Raw genomic sequence first — 20,949 nt, 5'->3', positions numbered from 1 at the left:
ATTTATGATAGTTGAATTGGAAAATGATAATCTGAAAGAGATTATTGATCAAAATAAGAATGTGGTGGTTCAATTTTCGGCTACTTGGTGTGGCAATTGTAGAATAATGAAGCCCAAATTCAAAAAAGAGGCATCCATTAATGAGGATATTACCTTTGTTCTCGCGGATGCAGAAAAATTTCCTGAATCCAGGAAGTTGGCCAACGTGGACAACCTTCCTACTTTTGCCATTTTTAGTGATGGGGAATTTAAGAATCAGGTCCAGACCAATAAGTATGAAGTTTTAAAAGATTTAATCAGTGAAATTACCAGTAATTAAACACCTTACGGGCTTTATAGCTGAAAATGATGAGGATTATGTTTTGGAAACCATAGAAACATTGGAGTCCATTACCGAAGTAGCTTCATTAAAGGACGAGGAATTGGATGTTATTGGTGAGCTGATTTCCAATTTATATGGCGCCTTGGAGGTTCAAAAATCCATCAAGGAAGGTAAGCCCCAAAAAGAGGCTTTGAACGAATTTATGCAAAGGGTAGTAGGATCTATAGACAAATAATTGAAATAACATCTACCCACCAATTATGACAGATACCTTTATCCTTATGTGTAGTAGACAGGATAAAGGTATTTGCAATTATAGTCAAGCGCAAATAGACCTAACAACCTCCCTACTTTTTATCACTTATTCCTTATTTATAAAGCATATATTTTTTATTTTCACGCAAAATTTAAAAATATAATCATGGCAACAGTAACACTTAAAGGAAACCCAATAAACACAATAGGAACACTACCTGAAACTGGTAGTAAATCCCCAGGATTTTCATTGACCAAGGGAGATTTGTCCAATGTTCATTTAGATGATTACAAAGGTTCTAAAGTGGTGTTCAATATTTTTCCTAGCGTAGACACCGGTACATGTGCCCAATCTGTTAGGCAATTTAATAAGGAAGCTGCCCAATTGGAAAACACTAAGGTCTTATGTGTTTCCAAAGACCTGCCATTTGCCCAAGCTCGTTTCTGCGGGGCGGAAGGAATAGAAAATGTAGAAATGTTGTCCGATTTTAGGGATGGTAATTTTGGTAAGGCCTTTGGTTTGGAATTTGTGGACGGACCACTAAAATCCCTACACTCCAGAGCGGTGGTCGTATTGGACGAGGAAGGAAAGGTTATTTATACGGAGCAGGTTGCAGAAACTGTTGACGAACCCAATTATAAGGCAGCTTTAGAAGTATTGATGGATGCCTAAGGAAAGCTTTTTGGTAAATCGTATTAAAAGCGTTGGTTTCGCGTTAAAGGGAGCGTTACTATTGATCAGAACGGAATCCAGTATCAAAATCCAGGTTTTTATTACCTTGGTAATGACTGCTGCTGGATTCTACTTTGAAATTTCCAATACGGAATGGATACTTCAAATTTTGGCTATTGGATTGGTTCTGGGAATTGAGGGATTAAACACGGCTGTGGAGAAAATAGCGGATTTTGTGCAACCGGAATTTGATGAAAAAATTGGGTTTATAAAGGATATCTCAGCAGGAGCGGTTATGTTGGTATCCATTGCTGCATCCATTATTGGCCTCATTATCTATATTCCTAAACTCTTTTAAAATCTGTTAGGTATTCCTTATTCCCTTTCTGGCTTATACAGAGTTTATGTAAATTGCTATTTCTATAGGAAAAGTTCTGATGAGTTCATCAGTAAATTTGTAATTTAGCCACCAGAATTTAAGATTTAATGGCAAAAAAGGTAAAAAAACCAAAGTCAACACCCAATAAAAAAGGCTTTTCCTTAAAATTTTCACAACAGAACAAAATTATTTTTGGGGGGTTGTTAATGCTTTTGAGTATTGCGCTGTTCTTTTCTTTTGTCTCCTTCTATTTTACCTGGCAAGATGATCAAAGCTTGCTAACGGAATTTGCTAACAGGAATGAACAGGCCAGGAATTTATTGAACAAATTCGGGGCCAATGTAAGTCATTTTGTGCTCTATAAAGGGTTTGGTGTTTCATCCATCATATTTACCTTTTTACTTTTTATCACGGGGCTGTACCTGTTTTTGAGTATGCGGAACCAAGGACTGCTTCGTAAATGGATATGGGGCTTGGTATTTGTAATTTGGTTCTCCATTGCCCTGGGCTTTTTTGCTTCAGGAAAACCACTGCTAGGTGGTATGGTCGGATATGAGATGAACGATTTTTTACAGGACTATGGAGGAAAAGTAGGGGTTTTTCTTTTATTGCTTTTTGGTTTGATTGTAATTTTGGTAAGATTGTTCCAATTTTCTCCAGATAAAGCGGTTGCTTATTTAAACGAAAAGGGAAAATCTTTGGCTACCGAATTTAAAAATGGTAAGACAGTCAAGGTTAATGACAATGACAGGGAGAACGATATTTTATATACTGAAGAGAAGGATGAGACTCCTATTGTAATAGACACCTATACCCATAAAAAAGATATTCCTGTTTTGGCAAAGGAGGAAGATGAAGGGGAATTTGAAGTAAAGGTGGGGCCAGAAGAGGATACTATTGCCATGGAAGTAGAGAAAATTAAGGAAGAGAAAGAGGAGATTGATAATATTTCAGATAAGTTGGTGGAGGATTTTGGTGAATTTGACCCTACCTTGGAATTGGGCAATTTTAAGTTTCCCCCATTGGATCTTTTAGATCAACATGGTGCCACTGGTGGTATTACCATTAACCAAGAAGAACTGGAAGAGAACAAGAATAAAATAGTTGAGACCTTAAAGAACTATAAGATTGGGATAGCGCAAATAAAGGCTACCATTGGTCCAACGGTTACGCTATATGAGATTGTACCAGATGCCGGAGTGCGAATTTCAAAAATAAAAAATCTTGAGGATGATATTGCCCTATCCTTGGCGGCACTGGGTATTAGGATTATTGCCCCCATACCAGGAAAGGGAACCATCGGTATAGAAGTGCCCAATAAAAATGCCACCATTGTATCCATGCGTTCGGTTATCGCCTCAAGCAAATTTCAGAAGGCGGAAATGCAGTTGCCCATCGCTTTTGGAAAAACCATTAGCAATGAAACCTTTGTGGTAGATTTGGCTAAAATGCCCCACTTGTTAATGGCAGGAGCCACAGGACAGGGGAAATCCGTTGGTCTTAATGCAGTACTGACCTCTCTGCTATATAAAAAGCATCCAGCAGAGGTAAAGTTTGTTCTTATAGATCCCAAAAAAGTGGAACTCACCCTGTTCAATAAGATAGAAAGGCATTATCTGGCCAAATTACCGGATTCGGAGGAGGCCATTATTACGGACAATAACAAGGTAATCAATACCCTGAATTCCCTTTGTATAGAAATGGACAATCGTTACGAGTTGTTAAAGGTTGCCATGGTTCGTAATATAAAGGAATACAACGCCAAGTTTAAAGCTAGGAAATTGAACCCCAATGACGGGCACATATTTTTACCGTATATCGTATTGGTCATAGATGAGTTTGCCGATCTTATCATGACGGCGGGTAAGGAAGTGGAAACGCCCATTGCCAGATTGGCACAATTGGCCAGAGCCATTGGCATACACTTGATCATTGCTACCCAAAGGCCTTCGGTTAACGTTATTACAGGGATTATCAAAGCCAACTTCCCTGCTAGGATAGCGTTTAGGGTGACCTCAAAAATAGATTCAAGGACCATTCTGGATACTCAAGGGGCAGATCAACTGATTGGACGTGGGGATATGTTGTTTACACAGGGAAATGACGTTACCAGAATTCAATGTGCTTTTGTAGATACCCCTGAGGTGGCCAAGATTACCGAATTTATTGGTTCTCAGCGGGCATATCCAGATGCGCATTTGCTTCCGGAATACTCCGGAAATGACGATTCTGGCACAAGTATTGATTATAATATTTCCGATAGGGATGCCATGTTTAGGGAAGCGGCAGAAGTTATTGTAGTTGCCCAACAGGGTTCGGCCTCCTTGATACAACGAAAATTGAAGTTGGGGTACAATAGGGCCGGGAGAATTATAGATCAGTTGGAAGCGGCAGGAATTGTTGGTCCTTTTGAAGGAAGCAAGGCGCGCCAAGTGCTTGTACCTGATATATATGCCTTAGATCAACTATTGAGCAATGAGAGTGCATAAGAGGCACCGTTAAAAATTAAAACAAAAGAAAATGAAAATTAAATTATCTATTATATTATTGGTATTATCTACTTCGATATCTATGGCCCAAAACTCTGCAAAGGCCAAAAATTTGTTGGATGAAGTCTATAATAAGGTAAAAAGTTACGACAATATTTTTGTAGACTTCAAGTACAGTCTTAATAACGAGGAGGCCAATATTAACACTGAAACAAGAGGGGATGTGACCATGCAGGGCGATAAGTATTTGTTCAATTATTTGGGCTCCAAGCAAATATACGATGGTAAAAAGGTTTATACCGTTGTACCCGAAAATGAAGAGGTGACCATTGAGGAGAAATTGGATGATGAAAATACCATTACGCCATCCAAAATGCTTACCTTCTACAAGCAGGGACATAACTATGACTGGGACATCCTACAAAATATTCAAGGTAGAAAAATACAGTTTGTGAAGTTGACACCAATCGATACCAATTCTGAGATCAAATCTATTCTATTGGGTATAGATGTGGAGACAAAGCACATCTATAAGCTTATTGAAACGGGGAAGAATGGTACTAAAACGACCATTACTGTTAATTCTTTTAAAATAGACCAGCCCTTGTCCAAAACCTTATTTACCTTTGACGAGAACAAGTATAAGAATGATGGCTACTACATCATAAGAAATTAGAAATTGAGAATTTTAGACCGATATATATTATCGAGGTTCCTCTTTAATTTTTTCAGTTCGTTCGTAATACTGATGTTTATCTTCATATTCCAAACGATCTGGTTGTTTATTGATGATTTTGCGGGGAAGGGATTGGATATTTTCATAATTGGAAAATTCCTGTTTTACCTGATGCCCAACCTTATGGAACGTGTGATTCCTCTGACCGTATTGTTGTCTTCCATCCTTACCTTTGGTTCCTTTGCGGAGAATTACGAGTTTGCGGCCATGAAGGCCTCAGGTATTTCCTTGCAGAGAGCAATGTTGCCTCTTATTGTTTTTGTAACATTTTTGGGCGGGGTTACCTTTTATTTTGCCAATAATATTATTCCAATTTCTGAACAAAAAATATACAATTTAAGAAGGAATATTGCCAAGGTTAAACCTGCAGCCATTATTACCGAAGGGGTTTTTAGTGATTTGGAAGGTACCGAAATGAATATGAAGGTAGACCGAAAATATGGGGAGAATGATCGGTTTCTGGAAAATGTCATCATTCACGAGAAATCCAAAACCAAAGTTAATACCACAGTGATCAAGGCCAAATCGGGAGAACTGATTAGTAGTGAGGATTCGGATATTTTACAGTTGGTATTAAAGGACGGGCATTATTACTTGGACGTGTCCACCAAAAACAACAAGGAGAAGAAGAAAAATCCTTTTACCAAGGCCAATTTTAGGACCTATACCATAAACAAGGATTTGTCCGACCTTAATGATGTGGATTTGGACGAGGAGCGGGATGTAAGTACGGATAAGATGAAAAATATTTCGCGGTTAACCAAGGATATAGATTCCCTTAAGGAAGATAACGTAAGATTGGTAACCGCTTTTTCCAAGAATATTGTAGGTAGAATGGGTGCCTTCGTGCCTATGAAAAAGCCCGATTCCGTTGGTCAAATTGCAATTGACAAAAAAAAGAAGGAAATGGATTCATTGGGTACCAAGATGGATACCGATAGCATCTTGGCGCTCTATCCTTCCTGGCACCAGTCTCAGATTTTAAGTTCAGCAAAAAGTGCCACATCCAATATTATTACAAGTATTCAGGGAAAGAAAAATGAGCTTCAAATAAAATATAAGATTTATCGACTTCACATATTATCGCTCCACAAAAAATATGCATTGGCATTGTCCTGTATTATTTTATTCTTTGTTGGAGCACCATTGGGAGCCATTATAAGAAAGGGCGGTTTGGGTTTGCCTATGGTTATCGCAATTATACTATTCCTAACCTATTATTTTATTGGAGTATTTGCCGGAAATTATGCCAAAGAGGGGAATATCAATCCTATAATTGGGGCCTGGCTATCTACATGTATAATGTTACCTTTAGGTGTTTTTCTTACTAGAAGGGCTACGGCGGACAAAGGATTAATGTCCTTTGGAAGTATTTTGGATTATTTTAAGGGGATATTTAAGAAGAAAGATAAAATTGCAGTGACATGACAACAAAAGTTGAAAAGACTATTACGCTAAATACCATTGAGGAAGCAATAGAGGATATAAGGCAAGGCAAGGTAATTATTGTAGTGGATGATGAAAACAGGGAAAATGAAGGGGATTTCTTGGCGGCTGCTGAATTGGCCACTCCGGAATTGATCAACTTTATGGCTACCCATGGAAGAGGACTTATCTGTGCCCCACTTACCGAAGGTAGGTGTAAGGAATTGGGGCTGCATATGATGGTCCATAACAATACCGATCCTATGGAAACGGCTTTTACCGTTTCTGTAGATTTAAGGGGGCATGGTGTTACCACAGGTATTTCTGCTGCCGATCGTGCCAGTACGGTTAAGGCCTTAACAGATTCTAATATCAAGGCTCATGACTTGGGCAGGCCAGGGCATATATTTCCCCTTGTGGCCAAAGAAGGTGGCGTACTAAGAAGAACCGGCCACACCGAAGCCGCCATTGATTTTGCCCGCTTGGCAGGATTAAAACCTGCCGGAGTCATCGTAGAGATCATGAACGAGGACGGATCTATGGCCAGATTGCCCGAATTGGTCAAAGTGGCACAGACTTTTGATCTGAAGATTGTATCCATAGAAGCACTTATTGCCTATCGCATGGAACATGATAGCCTGATCCGTAAAATGGAAGATTTCAATATTGTTACCAGATTTGGTGAGTTTAGATTAAGAGCCTATCAGCAGACTACGAACAACCAAATTCATATTGCATTGACCAAGGGAACCTGGAAAAAGGAAGAAAAGGTTTTGACCCGTATTAATTCTACCTTGATCAACAATGACATTTTAGGTACCCTGACCAATAATCCGGATAAAAAATTGGAGGATATGTTCAATGCCATCAACGAAGAAGGTAAAGGGGCTATCGTCTTTATTAATCAGGAATTCGAATCTTTAAATCTTTTGGGGCGCCTGGGAGAATTGAAGGAATTACAAAAGCAAGGAGTATACAAGGCTCCCAAAGTAGATATGGATGCCAAGGATTTTGGGGTTGGTGCCCAAATATTGCACGATTTGGATATCGCTAAAATTAAACTGCTTAGCAATTCCAGCCATACCAAAAGAGTAGGACTTGTTGGTTATGGATTGGAAATAGTAGAATACGTAACGTATTGATAGTTAAGTTCTATACAATTATAAATGCCGAAGTACATGGAGGATACTTCGGCATTTTGTTTTAAGTCAATTTCACCAGGAACTATAATGGTCTTACCCATATATTCCTAAACTGTGTTTTGTTGCCGTGGTCCTGTAGTGAAAGTACGTCATCGCCATGGGCCGATGGGTAGTTGTGCAGACCAACATAATAGGTATTACCATTGATCTCCACATTATTTTGTACCAGAACACCGTTATGGAGTACTGTAATTTTTGCCTTGGCATCCAAACGGCCGTCAGCCTTAAATCGGGGAGCAGTATAAATTATGTCGTACGAATTCCATTCCAAAGGACTTCGCATGGCGTTGACCAAAGGAGCATGGTCCTTATAGATGCTGGCCGCTTGGCCGTTCCTGTAAGTGCGGTTATTGTATGAATCCAATATTTGAAGTTCATATCGGTTCTGCAAAAACAATCCACTATTGCCCCTACCCTGGCTATGGCCCTCCACTACATCGGGAGCGCTAAACTCTATGTGTATTTGACAATCGCCAAATTTCATTTGGGTACTTATCCCACCAGAACCCGGAACTACCTCAAAATAATTGTTGTCTATAATTTTCCAGGGAGCGGGCTGTGAATTATCTTTTTGGCTCACCCATTGGTCCAGGCTGCTGCCATCAAATAAAATTATAGCATCGGAGGGGGCGTCGCCCAATGTTTTTGCAGGGGTCACTACACTAACCTCAGGCTCCCATATTTCTGTCATTTCAGGTTTCATGGGCATAGGGGATACCTCCGGTGGTACACCGGTGTGCTTATTCTGAGCGCCAATTTGTATAGAAATGGATAAAAGTAGAGCGCCTGTGAAAATAGTCTTGTAGTTCATAAAAATTAAAGGATTTAAAGGTGATTGGATTTGATGTTTTAAATATACTTATATTCCTCAAAATATATATCAATCCATATTTATATTCTGGTGTAAAACTTATTCGATTTTCATTAGCCGAATTGGGGCGGAAGATAAATGAAATTGATAAAGATTCGATAGCTCTTGGACTATTTCCAGAGAAAAAAGGGATTTTGATTCTTGTGACTTAACCATAAGTATGTACAGTACTATTATTGGCCCATCTCAAGTTCCAGTTCCCCGCCATTTACTATTTGTGAGTGACGTACGGTGTATCCACGAAGTGCTTTACCATTTATAACGGCACTTTTTATTAGCCAATTATCCACATCGCTATTTTTTACACGTATAGTGAATTTATTGCCTTTAAAATATTCGGGATTAAGACTTATCTCTATGGTGTCAAAAACTGGACTACCCAATTCATAGACCGGATCATTTTCGGTTCCACCGTTCATTTGAAAAAGGCCTATTTTCATTAGAACGGATAAGCTTCCCATAAGTCCCTGGTCTTCATCCCCGTTATAACCGGTTGCAGGAGAAAGTCCACTAAAAACTTTGTCTACCACCTTTCTCGACCAAAATTGTGTTAGATCGGGCCTGTCCAACTGATTAAAAATAAATGCCGTTTGAATGGAGGGTTGGTTACCGTAATTAATGGGAATACGTCTGTATTCCGGGTGAAGCTCCTGTGAGTGCGAATTACCTGCGGTGAACCCCAATTTTTCCGCATCTTGGAATTGACGATTCAACTTTTCAGCGGCCTTTGATTTGCCGCCCATCAAGTTTGCCAAACCAGCAATGTCATGGGGTACAAACCATGTTGATTGTGCCCCATTGGACTCTATAAATCCGTGCTGGTGTTCATAAGGATCATAATTCTCCAACCAACTTCCATCCACATCCTTTGGTCTCATCCAGCCGGAAACTTTGTCGAATACATTTTGGTAATTATTGGAACGCTGGGCAAACACCTCATAGTCCTCCGTATGCCCCAGTTTTTTGGCCAATTGGCCCAAGGTCCAATCTTGGTAGGCATATTCCATAGTTAGGCTAGCGCCATCCTGGTGTCCGCCAAATTTGCCCTCGGGAATCGGATAGGGTACAAAACCGTTGTTCAGGTAATATTTAAATCCTCCACCAAGGGCCGTTTTATGTTCATAACCAGCCTTTTCCATAATACCACCTGGCATATGATTATTTTTTAATGCCTTATAAATTGATTCGAGGTCTTCCTTTATAATGCCCTTCTGAACGGCACTGACTATAAATGGTGTGGAAGAAGCTCCCGTCATAACATAGGTGTAATTGCCCCCTGAAGGTCCTCGTGGGATTAGACCGCCATCTTTAGAATATTGGATTAGGGAATGGACAAAATCTTCCATAATATCCGGATACACTAGTCCCCAAAGCGTATTTATGGTCCATTGGGCACCCCAGAAGGAATCGGAATTATAGTGGTTGAATTTAGGTTTTCCGGCAGCATCCAAGGGGATCTGACCTATTCGGAATTTTTCCCCGGTATTATCGGGGTAGGCTCCATTTATATCACTTATGACCCTTCGGCCCTGCAAGGCATGCCATAGATCTGTATAAAATCTGCGTTGTTGTGTTTCCGTACCCCCTTTAATTTTAATTCTACCAAGGTAACCATTCCACTCTTCTTCGGATTCGTCCACCACTTTTTGAAAATCCCAATGGTTCAGTTCCGAATCCATATTGGTTTGGGCATTTTCGACAGACGTATAGGATATACTGGCTTTCATTAATACGGACCGATTTTTTACATCGGTGTAAACCAAGTAATTTCCAGTCTCAGGATCTTGTACCAAAGCACTGATTTCTGAATCCAATTCTATCTTGAAAAACAATTTGAAGGGTTTGGGCCTTCTATGGGTAGGACTCATTTCCAACTCCCCGGTAAGCATCTTGTTTCCTGTTTTTTCCATTTTCCCGTTTACATTTTCACTGGGTCCCAAAAGCGTATTTAGATTAAAGAGTATGGCAGGACTACCCTCGGTAGGAAAGGAATATCTATGGAAGCCCACTCTTTTTGTACTCGTAAGTTCCGCCGATATGTCATATCGCTCTAAATCTACCAGATGATAGCCTGGAGATGCCTTTTCTGCTTCGTGCTTAAATTTGGAATAAAAATCTTTAAATATCGCCGTCTCGTTTTCAGAGGTAATTGTAACCGGCATTACTGATAGCCCGGAAATCTGCCAACCGTGAACATGACTAAAACCTTTAATGGTATCTGTTTTATATCTGTAACCACTTCCCCAAGCTCCATCAATTTCTGTGTCTGGACTTAAATTGACCATGCCAAAGGGTCTGGTTGCCGAGGAAAAAAAGAACCATCTCGAGTTTTCCGAATCGAGCTGTGGATAAACTAGGTCTACAAAATTAGTAGGTTTCGGGTTTTCCAATTGAACTTCCTTACAGGAATTAAAAGATAAAATAGTGAGGAACAAAAGAAAAAATAAAGATGCTGGATTGATTTTCATTCAGTTGATTTTATGCTAAATATCATTTTAATATCAATAATAACTCAATAATCGGAGAAATCAACAATATTGAGCAAAACATTTGCCATTATGTTGGCCCTGTTTCTAACTTCCTCATCGGTCCAGCCCAATTTTATTAAACAGGATATGTTTCTACTTACCCAATGATCCGACTTGGAAAAATCCGAAACCTTATAATTTGGAAGCCCGTTTTTAATTTCCTTGGAAAAACTATTTAAGCCATTCAAATCCTTTAAATGATTCCATTTTCGGTAATAATGCCAGTTGTTGTCGAACCAATAAAAGCAGGCATCCACACCATTTTCAGAAAAAGCCTTGATCGTCTTTCTAGCCGTTTCTTCCGTTGGGAGATAGAAACTTAGAAAGGAATAGTTTTCAACACCGTGTTCAGGAACTCTTCTAAAACTAATTCCAGGAATTTTTTCCAAGGCAGAACGCATGATGGAATAATTTTTTTTCTGGGTCGCAATAAAATCGTCCAATCGTTCAATTTGCGCAAGGCCAACGGCCGCATGTAATTCGGAAATCCTATAGTTATACCCTAGAATGGGATGGTCCTCCGCTCCCCTATCCTTTCCAATATGGTCATGTCCATGATCTGAATATTGGTCGGCACTCTTATAATATTCTTTGTTATTGGTAATAATGGCTCCACCCTCCCCACAAGTTATGGTCTTTACATAGTCGAACGAAAAACATCCCAAATCCCCATAACTACCCAAAGGTTTTCCTTCATAGCTGCCGCCTATAGCCTGACAGGCATCTTCCAATAGAATTAGGTCATGTTTGTCACATATACTTTTTAATGCTGCCAAATCGGCCATGGATCCACACATATGTACAGGCATTACTACTTTAGTTTTACTGGTAACAGCTTTTTCAACAGCAATTGGATCTAAGGTAAGGGTGTCGTCCACATCCACTAGGATGGGAATAGCCCCAACGGACAGGACAGCTTCAAAACTTGCCACAAATGTAAATGTTGGCAATATAACTTCATCTCCTGCACCTACCTTGGCACAGGCCAAGGCCACAGTTAAGGCTGCGGTACCACTGCTTACCAATTGTGCGTGGCTCACTTGCATGCGTTTTTGCAGGGCCTGTTCCAGTTCCTTGGCTTTCCAATGGCCATTCCTCATGCCATCAAATCCATATCGCATCAATACTCCCGAATCTAAAACGTCATTGACCTGTTTACGTTCCTTATCTCCAAAAAGTTCAAATCCTGGCATATCTTATTCTTAATTATTAGCTTATTAAATTGATTTTTTTTTGTGATGGTATCAGGGTATGTGAATGATGCTTTCATCCAAATCCCTCCGTACTTTTTTTAAGGTAGCGAACATATCGTCTGATGCCCTATAGCCAACAGGAAGTACCAATACCGAAGTAAGTCTTAATTTATCGAGCCCTAACAGCTCATCATAGAACATAGGCTGAAAGCCTTCCATTGGGCAGGCATCAATCTCTTCCAAGGCGCAAACGGTAAGCAGCGTTCCTAATGCTAGATAGGCCTGATTGGTGGCCCATACCTTGACCTCCTCCCTTTCCTTTTTAGAGAAACTTTCAACCAGTGCACCTTTAAAGGGGTCTAGAATTTCATCTGAAGTATTTCTAATTTGCTGTACCCTGGCAAAATAGTCGTGGATAAATTTCTGGTCAATTTGCTTTTCAATACAAATAACAAAAACGTGCGATGCTTGAGCCACCTGCTTTTGGCCGTAGGAAAACTTTACCAACTCCGTTTGTAGCTCCTTATTTTGAACCACCAATAGTTTGATGGGTTGTAACCCATAGGAAGTGGCCGTTAAATTAAAGGCTTGCTTTAATTTTTCCAATTTATCCTCCGTCAACATCTTATCGGCATTGAACTTCTTAACGGCATATCGCCATTCCAATTTCTTGATAATATCCAAAATTTATTTTCTTTTAATTAAAAAACCATAGTTTAATGGACATGAAAATAACCACAATGATCAATAATATTTTAACAATCCCGTCGCCTTTATTCACGGACCATCTACTGGTTATCCACCCCCCGAGGGTCTGACCAGATGCTAAAGTTAAGCCTATTTCCCAATCCAGCTTGCCGTTGAGCCCAAAAAGTATCAAGGCGGCACTAGTGTATACCACCATTACCACAGCCTTAATGACGTTGGATTTCATTAATGTAAGGTGATTTATTGTGGACAATACCAATAATACAAAAATACCTGTCCCGGCTTGTATAAAGCCACCATAAATGCCAATAAAGAAAAAGGAGACTATGGCCCAAAATTGTCTTTTACCTGTAATTGTTTCCTCAAAATTATCTATGCGTAGTCTTGGTTGTACAAGCATAACGATAACTATAAGTACCATTACGATTGCCAAAATCCTATTAAAGGCGGTTTCATTGATGTCTATGGCCAATTTGGAACCAATTAAGGTACCTATGGTCGCTATTATGGAAAGGTACAATATAAACGGGCTGGCAATAGCCTTTCCCTTACTCTTGTAACCGGCAACATTGGCAATGCCTTGGGTAAGTACGGCTATCCTATTGGTACCATTGGCTACGCTGGCAGGCAATCCTATAAAAATAAGGATGGGCAAGGTAAGTAAGGAACCGCCTGCAGCCAAGGTATTGAGTGCTCCAACCACTAGGCCCAACAAGGCCAAAAGCACATAATGGTACCATTCTTCCATAAGGCAAAAATAAGGTCTTGGGGAGAATCTATCATTATCAAAATAATTAAATAAAAAATCCCCTTTTCTTTTAAAAAGAAAAAAAGGTTTCTATATTTGCACCCGCTAAGGAGAAATGGCAGAGTGGTCGAATGCGGCAGTCTTGAAAACTGTTGAGGGTCACACCTCCGGGGGTTCGAATCCCTCTTTCTCCGCTGGGAATTGCGCAAATTCCACCAAAAGCCCGTAAACATTATGTTTTCGGGCTTTTTTAATTTTCCAAAATATCAAATAAAACCATAAAATATCATAAAAAAGGTGCGGTATTCGGTGCGTAATTTTTAATTTGATTTTACGCACCGATTTAGATGTAATGAACTAAATTTCAATAGCTTATAAATGTAATTTTAAAATTAAATTATTAATTTTAACTATCATTTTAAATACGCACCTATGAAAACAACATTTTCCGTACTTTTTTATCCAAGAGGTAATGATGTGGATAATGAGGGCGAAGCTCCTGTTTATGCTAGAATTACAGTTAATGGTAAGAGGGGTGAATTCAGTATTAAGCGTAAAGTACCATTGGCCAAATGGAATGCGTCCGCAGGAAAAATGAAGGGTACCACACAGAAAGTTCGCGAATTGAATGCCTATATGGATAAGATACGTTATCGAATTTACCAAATTTATGAGAGTCTTCTAAATAGCAATGATCCAATTTCTGCTGATTTAATAAAGAATATTTTTTTGGGAAAAACAGACAAAGAGAAAATGTTACTGAAAATTTTCCAGGATCATAATGATAAGATTGCCCAATTAGTTGGTAAGGAATATGCCCCTGGAACAATAGAACGGTATTGTACGGCCAAAAAGCATGTGGAAGCCTATATCAAAAAAGAATATAAAGTAGCGGACATCCCGATCAAGAAAGTAGATCACGCCTTTATTGATGGGTTTGAGTATTATCTAAAAACAGAACGTGATTGCGCCCACAATACGGCCGTTAAGTATATCACTAATTTTAAAAAGATTGTCCGCATAGCCTTTGCTAATGATTGGATCCAAAAAGATCCTTTCCTTCATTGGAAAGGCAGATTGAAAATTGTGGACCGTGAATTTTTAACAGAATCGGAAATTCAACAAATGTGGGAGAAGGAAATCAGTAATGCCCGACTCGATCAAGTTAAGGATATCTTTCTTTTTTCATGTTTTACAGGATTGGCCTATTCTGATGTCAAAAAGCTGTCCAATGACAATGTTGTCTTGGGTATAGACGGTGAAAAATGGATAAAAATAAAAAGATCCAAAACGGATACCAGGAGCAATATACCTATTTTGCCATCTGCACAGGCCATTATCGATAAATATGCGGAGCATCCGGCCGTGCTAAATGGAGACAGACTATTGCCTGTGTTGAGCAATCAAAAAATGAATGCCTATCTTAAGGAAATAGCTGATCTCTGTGGTATAAACAAAAATCTTACCTACCATTTGGCCAGGCATACATTTGCCACAACAGTAACCTTGACCAATGGTGTTTCTATTGAATCCGTTAGTAAGATGTTAGGTCATAAGTCGCTGAAAACCACCCAACATTATGCTAAAATATTGGATAGAAAGGTAAGTGATGATATGAAAATGTTGAGGAAGAGATTAAATTTTAATAGCTAGATCTAATATTCTGTTTGCTTTGATTGGCCTTTTTCAATTTCTATTTTGAAAAAGATTGCTCCAGTAAATCATTCCTTATATTTTAAGGTGTAGATACCCTTAGATGGGTTTTCCAAAATCCCCAGGTTTTTCAATTGGGAGATATAGACCAGAATAGAACTTATCTTCATTTGAGGGTAATCTTGCAATATTCGGTCAATCAATTGTTTTTTGGTCAGGATCTTTTGTCCCATAAAATAAGATTGTACCCTTAATTGGAATAAATTGTTCAAAATCAAACATTTAAAATACCAGGTACATAAAATTACAGACAATTATAGAATAATTGTATAAATATTTTGGGTTTTGACCGTATTTGCGATTGGCAAAAAAAAGCTGTTGTTTAACGATTGAGTTAATTTTAGTATTAAAAAAGAACTTTTTGGAGTACGTAATAGCTATATTTGGTAAACATAAGTTAAGACTTGCAAAATAGGTTATTAAGCAAATCTATTTTTACAATTTCAAAGAGGACGTAGGGGTGCGTCCTCTTTTTTATTGGCACCGCCAAAGGATATAATACCCCGAGGCTTGCCTCGAAATTTAAAGTTCGTTTCCTACGAATTCCCCCAGGTAGTTTACTATATATGATTGCTTATGCAATCCTGAATATGGTCTAAAATTGGTCCAATGGATATAACGGGGTTGGATATTTTGAGCTTTGATTTTCTTTATAAACTATCATCCTCATGAATTTTGTTATTGAAGCGTATAATTAGCTCTTCCAAAAACCTTGTTTTACTATCCTTTCTACTTTTTATCTCCGCGTAGGTTTTATATATGTTGTCCAATCGGATATTGAACAAATCTTCAAATGCCGTTGCAATACCTTTTATATCCTCCTTGCCATGGTTAACCGCGGAACTGGAATAAAGTGCATATATCAACTCAGTTAAGGCCGCCTTTGAGGCACTCCAAACCAAAGTTCTTTTAGGTTTTCCTAGCTGTAGTAAGGCTTTGTGCTTATGTAATTTTAATTGATTTATTCGCTCCTGAAGGTAAATGACGAATTTGTTCATTCCCTTTATCCTTGCCCAGAGCATATCATGTGAAGTAAAGAACTTAGGATCCAAATAACATGATTCAGGTAGGGAATAGAGAGGAAATACTTGATTGGATCGTGTAAAGTACTGAATATCCAAGTATGTGAGTTCTTGTTCCATGTAATGGACAAAATCCCAATTTCTATTGAAGAACTTGTTGATTCGTTTAATTTTCTTCTCCAAGAAGTTCAATTGATTTCCAAGGCCAATCTTGGGCATCAATAGCTCACATGATCGGACTTCGCTAAAATAAACCAGATGGCTTAGCGGTTCCGACTTTACTTTTTTAAAGAAGTATATTTCTTCCTCAATGGACTTAAAGCCATTCTTTTCCACTATTTTTTTCAACAAATAAAGGGCATTATTGCTTAGATGAATTCCTTCATTGCTTTTTTTTAGATCAATCCTTTTACTTGGTATAATTTCCTCTAGTTTTTGAAAATAGCCATCAATAATGTGTTTGAATCGGTTATCCATCCTACTAACTTTTTATGGTATGTTGGTGAATAGCAATTCAGAAGATTCAGTTCTGGATTTAATAATTTTGTGGGGCGTTTTATTTAATTTAACCACTGTTTTCAAGTATCCCAACCAATTCAAGGTTGTAATTGTCCTTGGACTGTATATAGGAAATCTGTGATATTGTTACTGCTCCTAGCTTTCTTTTTTCGAAGGCTGCGGTCATTCCAAATAGAATCTCTCTATATCCCAACTCCCCTGCCCTCTTTATGGTTTGGTACAACAGTTGACGATATACTTGATGAACTTTTGCATACTCATAATCCATTCCAATAAAGGATGGAATATAGGCCCTTGCAATATTTTTATAGCAAAACATTACACCTACTACTGGTTCCCTGGCATCCTTGGAATAACCGGACCTTAGCTTAAGAATAATGAATTCCCAATTTTGGTGGTCGCTCATATATTTGAATATTTTTTTTGGAAATGGGAAAGTGTTTAAACCAAGGTTGTTTTGTCTAACGTTTTCCAACAGCTTAAAAAAAAGATCGTATTCACGGGGTTCAATTGTATTTTTTATCTCTATTTTAAATCTTGCTTCATAAGGCTCAATATCCTTTCTAAAGTGACTTCGTGATCGCTTGGATAGATTTGATATGTAGCTTGGACTGTCTTTCCATATAAAGTTTGATATTCTGCTGGAATCCGGCATTGAGACTTGAATAAATCCAAGATTATGGAAAAACTCATGGAGCTTTTCATCTTTGATAAAATCCCTGAACACCACCATTTTAGAATTCAATTTACTATCCAATTTTTCCAGTTGATCCAACAGGCTGTGTAATGCTTCATGCCAAAGTGGATGAGAGGTGTCTAAATATAAGTGACTGCCTTCAGTGAACAGGGAACCCATCCCAAGTACATAGGAAGTCAAGTAATAGGGGTCCTGCTGTCTTATTTCCTCCACCTTCTTTGAGACCGATTCGGAAGCCAACATATCATCCTTCCATAGGGAGTAGGTAAAAAAGGTGGCCAATATGGGTTTGTCCATGAGGTCTCGAACAATGTAATAATGAAATTTCCAATTTTCTTCTTTCTTCTTGTTCTTTGAAAAAACCGATTCCAAAAAGTGAAGTCCCTCCCAATCGAAAATGCCATTACCACCTAACAAGGTATCCCAGTCATTTTTAGGTATCTTGGAAATGCTTTTGGCAAATTGAATATTAAGCTTAATTTTTGGTTTATTATTCGTTTTTTCTGTTTCGTTTATGGGAAGTTTAAAAGCTGATCTTACCTTAGCATCATTGGTGTAAGTTGCTTCCAATGCACGCGGATAATGATATTGCATGGCTTCCACCAAACCTTTGATCTCTTCCTTCTGATTGTGCCGAGAAATAGTTATTCGCACACCGGTATTCTTCACTGGTACGGCTGGGAACAATCCTAAATTGACAAAATAGCCCTCTTTCATCATTCGGTTTACAAAATTATAGCCGGTGACAGGCATCCCTGTACCAATGTAGAATACGGGTGAATTGTTCTGTTCAACAAGGGGTAGGCCCGATTCTGAAAGAAGCGTGTTAAAGTACTTAACACGTTCCATAAGATCGGTCTGTAATGAATATATTTCGGGAGTCAAATGTATATCTGCGGAAGCAATCGCGGCAGCGACTGAGGCCGGTTCCAATTGGGCAGAAAATGTCAAGGGTCCACCAAAATTTTTAATTTTCGCGTACATTTTGCGATTGGAACATGTAAGTAACGAACCGCTTGCCCCAAAAGTTTTGCTTAAAGTTCCAAAAAGCAAGACCTGTTCGGGAAGTTCTTTTAAATTATCGAGCACATAACCGGTGCCGTTCTTACCGATCCAGCTCATTCCATGAACATCATCAAAATAAAGGTGTAGTTGGGGATATTTATTACATAGCCCCATGAGTTCCATTACTGGTGAAACATCGCCAAACATAGAATAGACTCCGTCTGCCATATACCATATTTTCTTACGTTTGGAAGAAAGTTTTCTAATCCTATCTTCCAGCATTTCAAGATTATTATGCCTGATCATATCAATTGGAATGCTCCTGGATTTTAGAAGTTTGGCGGCGCTTTGAACGCTCCAATGCACTTGATGATCTAGAATTATAGCATCTTGATCGTCAACTGCGCTCGGAATGACACCGATATGGCCTAAGGTGCTGTTTTTAGTAATTATTACAGGATTGGAGTACATTTCTGTAACCTTTTCCTCCAAGGTCTTGTACAACGGGTGTGAGATATAGGTTTTAGAAAGTGGAAATTGTGTTCCATATCTATTAATGGCATCCACTGCGGCTTTTTTCAACCTTGAGTCTTGTTCCAAACCTAAGTATCCGGTAGTTCCGAAATGGAACATATCCTTTTGTCCTACCTTGATATGCCTACCGGTAAACTGGTCACCTTCTGCATAAAGGTGTAATATGCCCTGTCGTTTGGCATCATTGAATACGCTATCCACGGTATCAAGAAAATTATTGGGTTTTATCTTTGCCATTTTAACTTGGTTTATGTACGCTGCAATATTCCTATTATTAATTTTAGATATATAAAGTACACAAAATCAACAGTGTAAAACTTCTTTAGGTGGTCTTGTTAACGAATAAATCCTTTATAGAACATTAATAATCCCTTACAGATAAGTTCTAAAGCATTTTATCGATAATCCTACAAAATTTGTATAAAAATTATTACTTTGAATGGCATTTTTGAATAGTTACCATGAAAAATAGTTTCGAAAATGAATATGCTGAGTATTATATAGATAATGGAGTTGTCCGATTTATTTACAAGCAAAATTTAACTATTCAACTGGCCGGTGCCATGGAAATAGTGTCTGATCGATTACAACTTCAGAATGGTAAGGCCTATCCCATACTCTGTGATATTCGAGGAATAATAGATATAAGTAAAGATGCCAGAAGATATTTGGCAACTGAAGGCTCGTCACTCACAAAAGCTGTGGCCTTTATTTCAGATAATCCCTTGTCCCAAATTTTGACCGACCTATACCTATTGGCCAATATGCCCCCTATACCCACTAAGGTGGTAAGCAATGAGTTGGAAGGAATTGAATTTCTTTCCGAATTTATCAAATGAATGAACGTACTAAATTATAATTGAATCCATAATTAATAAGTATAAAAGGGTAATTAAGGACCATAGCCCATATATTCATGGAAAATATAACGTACAATGGCAGGCTTAACAAAGTTTTTCAACTGTTGATCGAATTATCAAGGGGTAATTTCTCCTATCGCCTGGAACGATCGGATAAGCGGGACGAGCTGGAGGCACTTTCTGCAATGGTGAATATTGTTGCAGAAGAAATAAAGGATTCCTTCTTGCATCAAGGGTATGTTAATATGCACGACTCGTATATGCATATGGTGCAAATGATTTTTTTCTTGGATGAAACCTTTAAGATAACTTATATAAATCAAGATGTCACTAAATTATTACACTGGGAAAATAGTGAGCTACTAGATCAACCTATGGTTAATTTATTTGAAAAAAAATCGATCCTAAAATGGGTCGATTTGACAAAATCATTAGGTAATGACCATGATTTTGAAAGTGAAATGCGACTGGTATTTAAGACCAAAACGAATTTGCAACTTCCTGCATATTGTAAGATGGTTGACCTTCCCCAAGTGGAAAACTCCATTGTTAGGTATATGCTAATATCATCGGATATTATTAAAAACACCAAGCTGTACGAAAGAAAACTGCAATCTAAAATATTAAAACAAATACGACTTACTAAGCTCAAACATCCTGTAGAAGAAAAGTCTTTTTTAAATATATCCGATTTGGAAACTTTTAGGGCCATAGGAAACTTTCTCAAGAATAATCTAGATAAGAATGCACCATCCCTTCAGGAGTTGGCCCATGAATTTGGAACCAATGAATATAAATTAAAGAAAGGTTTTAAGGAGTTGTTTGGTATGACAGTGTTTCAGTTTCTAAAAAATGAGCGGCTTAGAAATGCACATGTTTTGGTAAAAAGTTCCAATGAACCCTTTAAGCGCATAGCTCGGCAAAACGGATTTAAGAACGCTACCCACTTCTCACGGGAGTTCAAGGCCAGGTATGGCTATACTCCTCGAGACCTTAGAGCTAACTCTTGACCGCGTTACTTACTTAAAACTAATCCTTTTCAGAACAGTTATTATCCCAGACAGATAAAT

General features: G+C 38.4%; 19 protein-coding genes and 1 tRNA gene. 12 read left to right on the top strand and 8 right to left on the bottom strand.

Going from position 1 to position 20,949, the window contains the following annotated elements; genetic code table 11:
- Nucleotides 1-4: 4 nt before the first annotated feature.
- The 8 genes from B9Y87_RS21430 to ribB all read left to right on the top strand — a co-directional run bounded on the left by B9Y87_RS21430 (nt 5) and on the right by ribB (nt 7,421).
- Nucleotides 5-319: a thioredoxin family protein gene (locus B9Y87_RS21430; protein ID WP_085500993.1), complete on the top strand. Its 315-nt coding sequence runs from the start codon at nt 5-7 to the stop codon at nt 317-319.
- Nucleotides 300-557, top strand: a complete 258-nt coding sequence (locus tag B9Y87_RS21425) for a DUF6952 family protein (RefSeq protein ID WP_085500992.1) — start codon at nt 300-302, stop codon at nt 555-557. Before B9Y87_RS21430 ends, B9Y87_RS21425 begins: the two co-directional genes overlap by 20 nt.
- Before the next feature lie 186 nt (nt 558-743).
- Nucleotides 744-1,250, top strand: coding sequence for a thiol peroxidase (gene tpx / locus B9Y87_RS21420; protein ID WP_085500991.1), 507 nt, complete (start codon nt 744-746; stop codon nt 1,248-1,250).
- Entirely contained in the window at nt 1,243-1,608 is a 366-nt protein-coding gene (locus tag B9Y87_RS21415) for a diacylglycerol kinase (protein WP_072861222.1), read from the top strand. Before tpx ends, B9Y87_RS21415 begins: the two co-directional genes overlap by 8 nt.
- A 128-nt stretch (nt 1,609-1,736) precedes the next feature.
- Nucleotides 1,737-4,118 carry an FtsK/SpoIIIE family DNA translocase gene (locus B9Y87_RS21410; RefSeq protein ID WP_085500990.1) on the top strand — a complete coding sequence of 794 codons (2,382 nt, stop codon included), beginning with the start codon at nt 1,737-1,739 and terminating at the stop codon, nt 4,116-4,118.
- A 31-nt stretch (nt 4,119-4,149) separates the two neighbouring features.
- Complete coding sequence (locus B9Y87_RS21405) at nt 4,150-4,794, top strand: outer membrane lipoprotein periplasmic chaperone LolA1 (RefSeq protein WP_085500989.1); 645 nt, start codon at nt 4,150-4,152, stop codon at nt 4,792-4,794.
- A gap of 72 nt (nt 4,795-4,866) precedes the next feature.
- Nucleotides 4,867-6,282, top strand: coding sequence for an LptF/LptG family permease (locus B9Y87_RS21400; RefSeq protein ID WP_245808773.1), 1,416 nt, complete (start codon nt 4,867-4,869; stop codon nt 6,280-6,282).
- Nucleotides 6,279-7,421 (top strand): 3,4-dihydroxy-2-butanone-4-phosphate synthase, encoded by a 1,143-nt coding sequence (gene ribB, locus B9Y87_RS21395; protein WP_085500987.1) that lies wholly within the window; start codon nt 6,279-6,281, stop codon nt 7,419-7,421. Before B9Y87_RS21400 ends, ribB begins: the two co-directional genes overlap by 4 nt.
- An 82-nt stretch (nt 7,422-7,503) precedes the next feature.
- On the opposite strand, the gene B9Y87_RS21390 is transcribed toward ribB, so the two are convergent.
- From B9Y87_RS21390 to B9Y87_RS21365, 5 genes are all read right to left on the bottom strand, one after another.
- A complete protein-coding gene (locus B9Y87_RS21390; RefSeq protein ID WP_085500986.1) occupies nt 7,504-8,292 on the bottom strand; it encodes a 3-keto-disaccharide hydrolase in 789 nt (262 codons plus the stop codon).
- Nucleotides 8,293-8,525: 233 nt separating this feature from the next.
- The gene (locus B9Y87_RS21380) at nt 8,526-10,820 is read right to left on the bottom strand and encodes a GH92 family glycosyl hydrolase (RefSeq protein WP_085500984.1); all 2,295 of its coding nucleotides are present in this window, start codon (nt 10,818-10,820) and stop codon (nt 8,526-8,528) included.
- Between the two features lie 44 nt (nt 10,821-10,864).
- On the bottom strand, nt 10,865-12,073 hold the full coding sequence (locus B9Y87_RS21375) for a DegT/DnrJ/EryC1/StrS family aminotransferase (RefSeq protein ID WP_085500983.1): 1,209 nt from the start codon (nt 12,071-12,073) through the stop codon (nt 10,865-10,867).
- Between the two features lie 51 nt (nt 12,074-12,124).
- Complete coding sequence (locus B9Y87_RS21370; protein ID WP_085500982.1) at nt 12,125-12,757, bottom strand: nitroreductase family protein; 633 nt, start codon at nt 12,755-12,757, stop codon at nt 12,125-12,127.
- 13 nt (nt 12,758-12,770) lie between these two features.
- Nucleotides 12,771-13,529, bottom strand: coding sequence for a sulfite exporter TauE/SafE family protein (locus B9Y87_RS21365; RefSeq protein WP_085500981.1), 759 nt, complete (start codon nt 13,527-13,529; stop codon nt 12,771-12,773).
- Nucleotides 13,530-13,638: 109 nt separating this feature from the next.
- Here B9Y87_RS21365 and B9Y87_RS21360 point away from each other — a divergent pair.
- A tRNA-Ser gene (locus tag B9Y87_RS21360) sits at nt 13,639-13,723 on the top strand.
- A 238-nt stretch (nt 13,724-13,961) separates the two neighbouring features.
- Nucleotides 13,962-15,182, top strand: coding sequence for a site-specific integrase (locus B9Y87_RS21350; RefSeq protein WP_085500980.1), 1,221 nt, complete (start codon nt 13,962-13,964; stop codon nt 15,180-15,182).
- A gap of 68 nt (nt 15,183-15,250) precedes the next feature.
- Here B9Y87_RS21350 and B9Y87_RS21870 read toward each other — a convergent pair whose 3' ends face one another.
- The 3 genes from B9Y87_RS21870 to B9Y87_RS21340 all read right to left on the bottom strand — a co-directional run bounded on the left by B9Y87_RS21870 (nt 15,251) and on the right by B9Y87_RS21340 (nt 19,256).
- Entirely contained in the window at nt 15,251-15,454 is a 204-nt protein-coding gene (locus B9Y87_RS21870; RefSeq protein WP_139827311.1) for a hypothetical protein, read from the bottom strand.
- A gap of 438 nt (nt 15,455-15,892) precedes the next feature.
- The gene (locus B9Y87_RS21345; protein ID WP_085500979.1) at nt 15,893-16,741 is read right to left on the bottom strand and encodes an RteC domain-containing protein; all 849 of its coding nucleotides are present in this window, start codon (nt 16,739-16,741) and stop codon (nt 15,893-15,895) included.
- 88 nt (nt 16,742-16,829) lie between these two features.
- Nucleotides 16,830-19,256 carry an aminotransferase class I/II-fold pyridoxal phosphate-dependent enzyme gene (locus tag B9Y87_RS21340; protein WP_085500978.1) on the bottom strand — a complete coding sequence of 809 codons (2,427 nt, stop codon included), beginning with the start codon at nt 19,254-19,256 and terminating at the stop codon, nt 16,830-16,832.
- Nucleotides 19,257-19,480: 224 nt separating this feature from the next.
- Here B9Y87_RS21340 and B9Y87_RS21335 point away from each other — a divergent pair, with 224 nt between their 5' ends.
- A complete protein-coding gene (locus B9Y87_RS21335; protein ID WP_085500977.1) occupies nt 19,481-19,858 on the top strand; it encodes a DUF7793 family protein in 378 nt (125 codons plus the stop codon).
- 77 nt (nt 19,859-19,935) lie between these two features.
- Nucleotides 19,936-20,889, top strand: coding sequence for a helix-turn-helix domain-containing protein (locus tag B9Y87_RS21330; protein WP_085500976.1), 954 nt, complete (start codon nt 19,936-19,938; stop codon nt 20,887-20,889).
- Nucleotides 20,890-20,949: the final 60 nt, after the last annotated feature.

The sequence above is a fragment of the Arenibacter troitsensis genome (assembly GCF_900177645.1).
GTDB lineage: Bacteria > Bacteroidota > Bacteroidia > Flavobacteriales > Flavobacteriaceae > Arenibacter > Arenibacter troitsensis.
This window is presented reverse-complemented; position numbering and strand designations above follow the sequence as displayed.

What these genes read in the sequence shown, in the direction of transcription:
- B9Y87_RS21430 (WP_085500993.1), top strand. Translation starts at nt 5, where the DNA reads ATGATAGTTGAATTGGAAAATGATAATCTGAAAGAGATTATTGATCAA.
- tpx (WP_085500991.1), top strand. Translation starts at nt 744, where the DNA reads ATGGCAACAGTAACACTTAAAGGAAACCCAATAAACACAATAGGAACA.
- B9Y87_RS21415 (WP_072861222.1), top strand. Translation starts at nt 1,243, where the DNA reads ATGCCTAAGGAAAGCTTTTTGGTAAATCGTATTAAAAGCGTTGGTTTC.
- B9Y87_RS21410 (WP_085500990.1), top strand. Translation starts at nt 1,737, where the DNA reads ATGGCAAAAAAGGTAAAAAAACCAAAGTCAACACCCAATAAAAAAGGC.
- B9Y87_RS21405 (WP_085500989.1), top strand. Translation starts at nt 4,150, where the DNA reads ATGAAAATTAAATTATCTATTATATTATTGGTATTATCTACTTCGATA.
- B9Y87_RS21400 (WP_245808773.1), top strand. Translation starts at nt 4,867, where the DNA reads ATGTTTATCTTCATATTCCAAACGATCTGGTTGTTTATTGATGATTTT.
- ribB (WP_085500987.1), top strand. Translation starts at nt 6,279, where the DNA reads ATGACAACAAAAGTTGAAAAGACTATTACGCTAAATACCATTGAGGAA.
- B9Y87_RS21390 (WP_085500986.1), bottom strand. Translation starts at nt 8,292, where the DNA reads ATGAACTACAAGACTATTTTCACAGGCGCTCTACTTTTATCCATTTCT.
- B9Y87_RS21380 (WP_085500984.1), bottom strand. Translation starts at nt 10,820, where the DNA reads ATGAAAATCAATCCAGCATCTTTATTTTTTCTTTTGTTCCTCACTATT.
- B9Y87_RS21375 (WP_085500983.1), bottom strand. Translation starts at nt 12,073, where the DNA reads ATGCCAGGATTTGAACTTTTTGGAGATAAGGAACGTAAACAGGTCAAT.
- B9Y87_RS21365 (WP_085500981.1), bottom strand. Translation starts at nt 13,529, where the DNA reads ATGGAAGAATGGTACCATTATGTGCTTTTGGCCTTGTTGGGCCTAGTG.
- B9Y87_RS21350 (WP_085500980.1), top strand. Translation starts at nt 13,962, where the DNA reads ATGAAAACAACATTTTCCGTACTTTTTTATCCAAGAGGTAATGATGTG.
- B9Y87_RS21345 (WP_085500979.1), bottom strand. Translation starts at nt 16,741, where the DNA reads ATGGATAACCGATTCAAACACATTATTGATGGCTATTTTCAAAAACTA.
- B9Y87_RS21340 (WP_085500978.1), bottom strand. Translation starts at nt 19,256, where the DNA reads ATGGCAAAGATAAAACCCAATAATTTTCTTGATACCGTGGATAGCGTA.
- B9Y87_RS21335 (WP_085500977.1), top strand. Translation starts at nt 19,481, where the DNA reads ATGAAAAATAGTTTCGAAAATGAATATGCTGAGTATTATATAGATAAT.
- B9Y87_RS21330 (WP_085500976.1), top strand. Translation starts at nt 19,936, where the DNA reads ATGGAAAATATAACGTACAATGGCAGGCTTAACAAAGTTTTTCAACTG.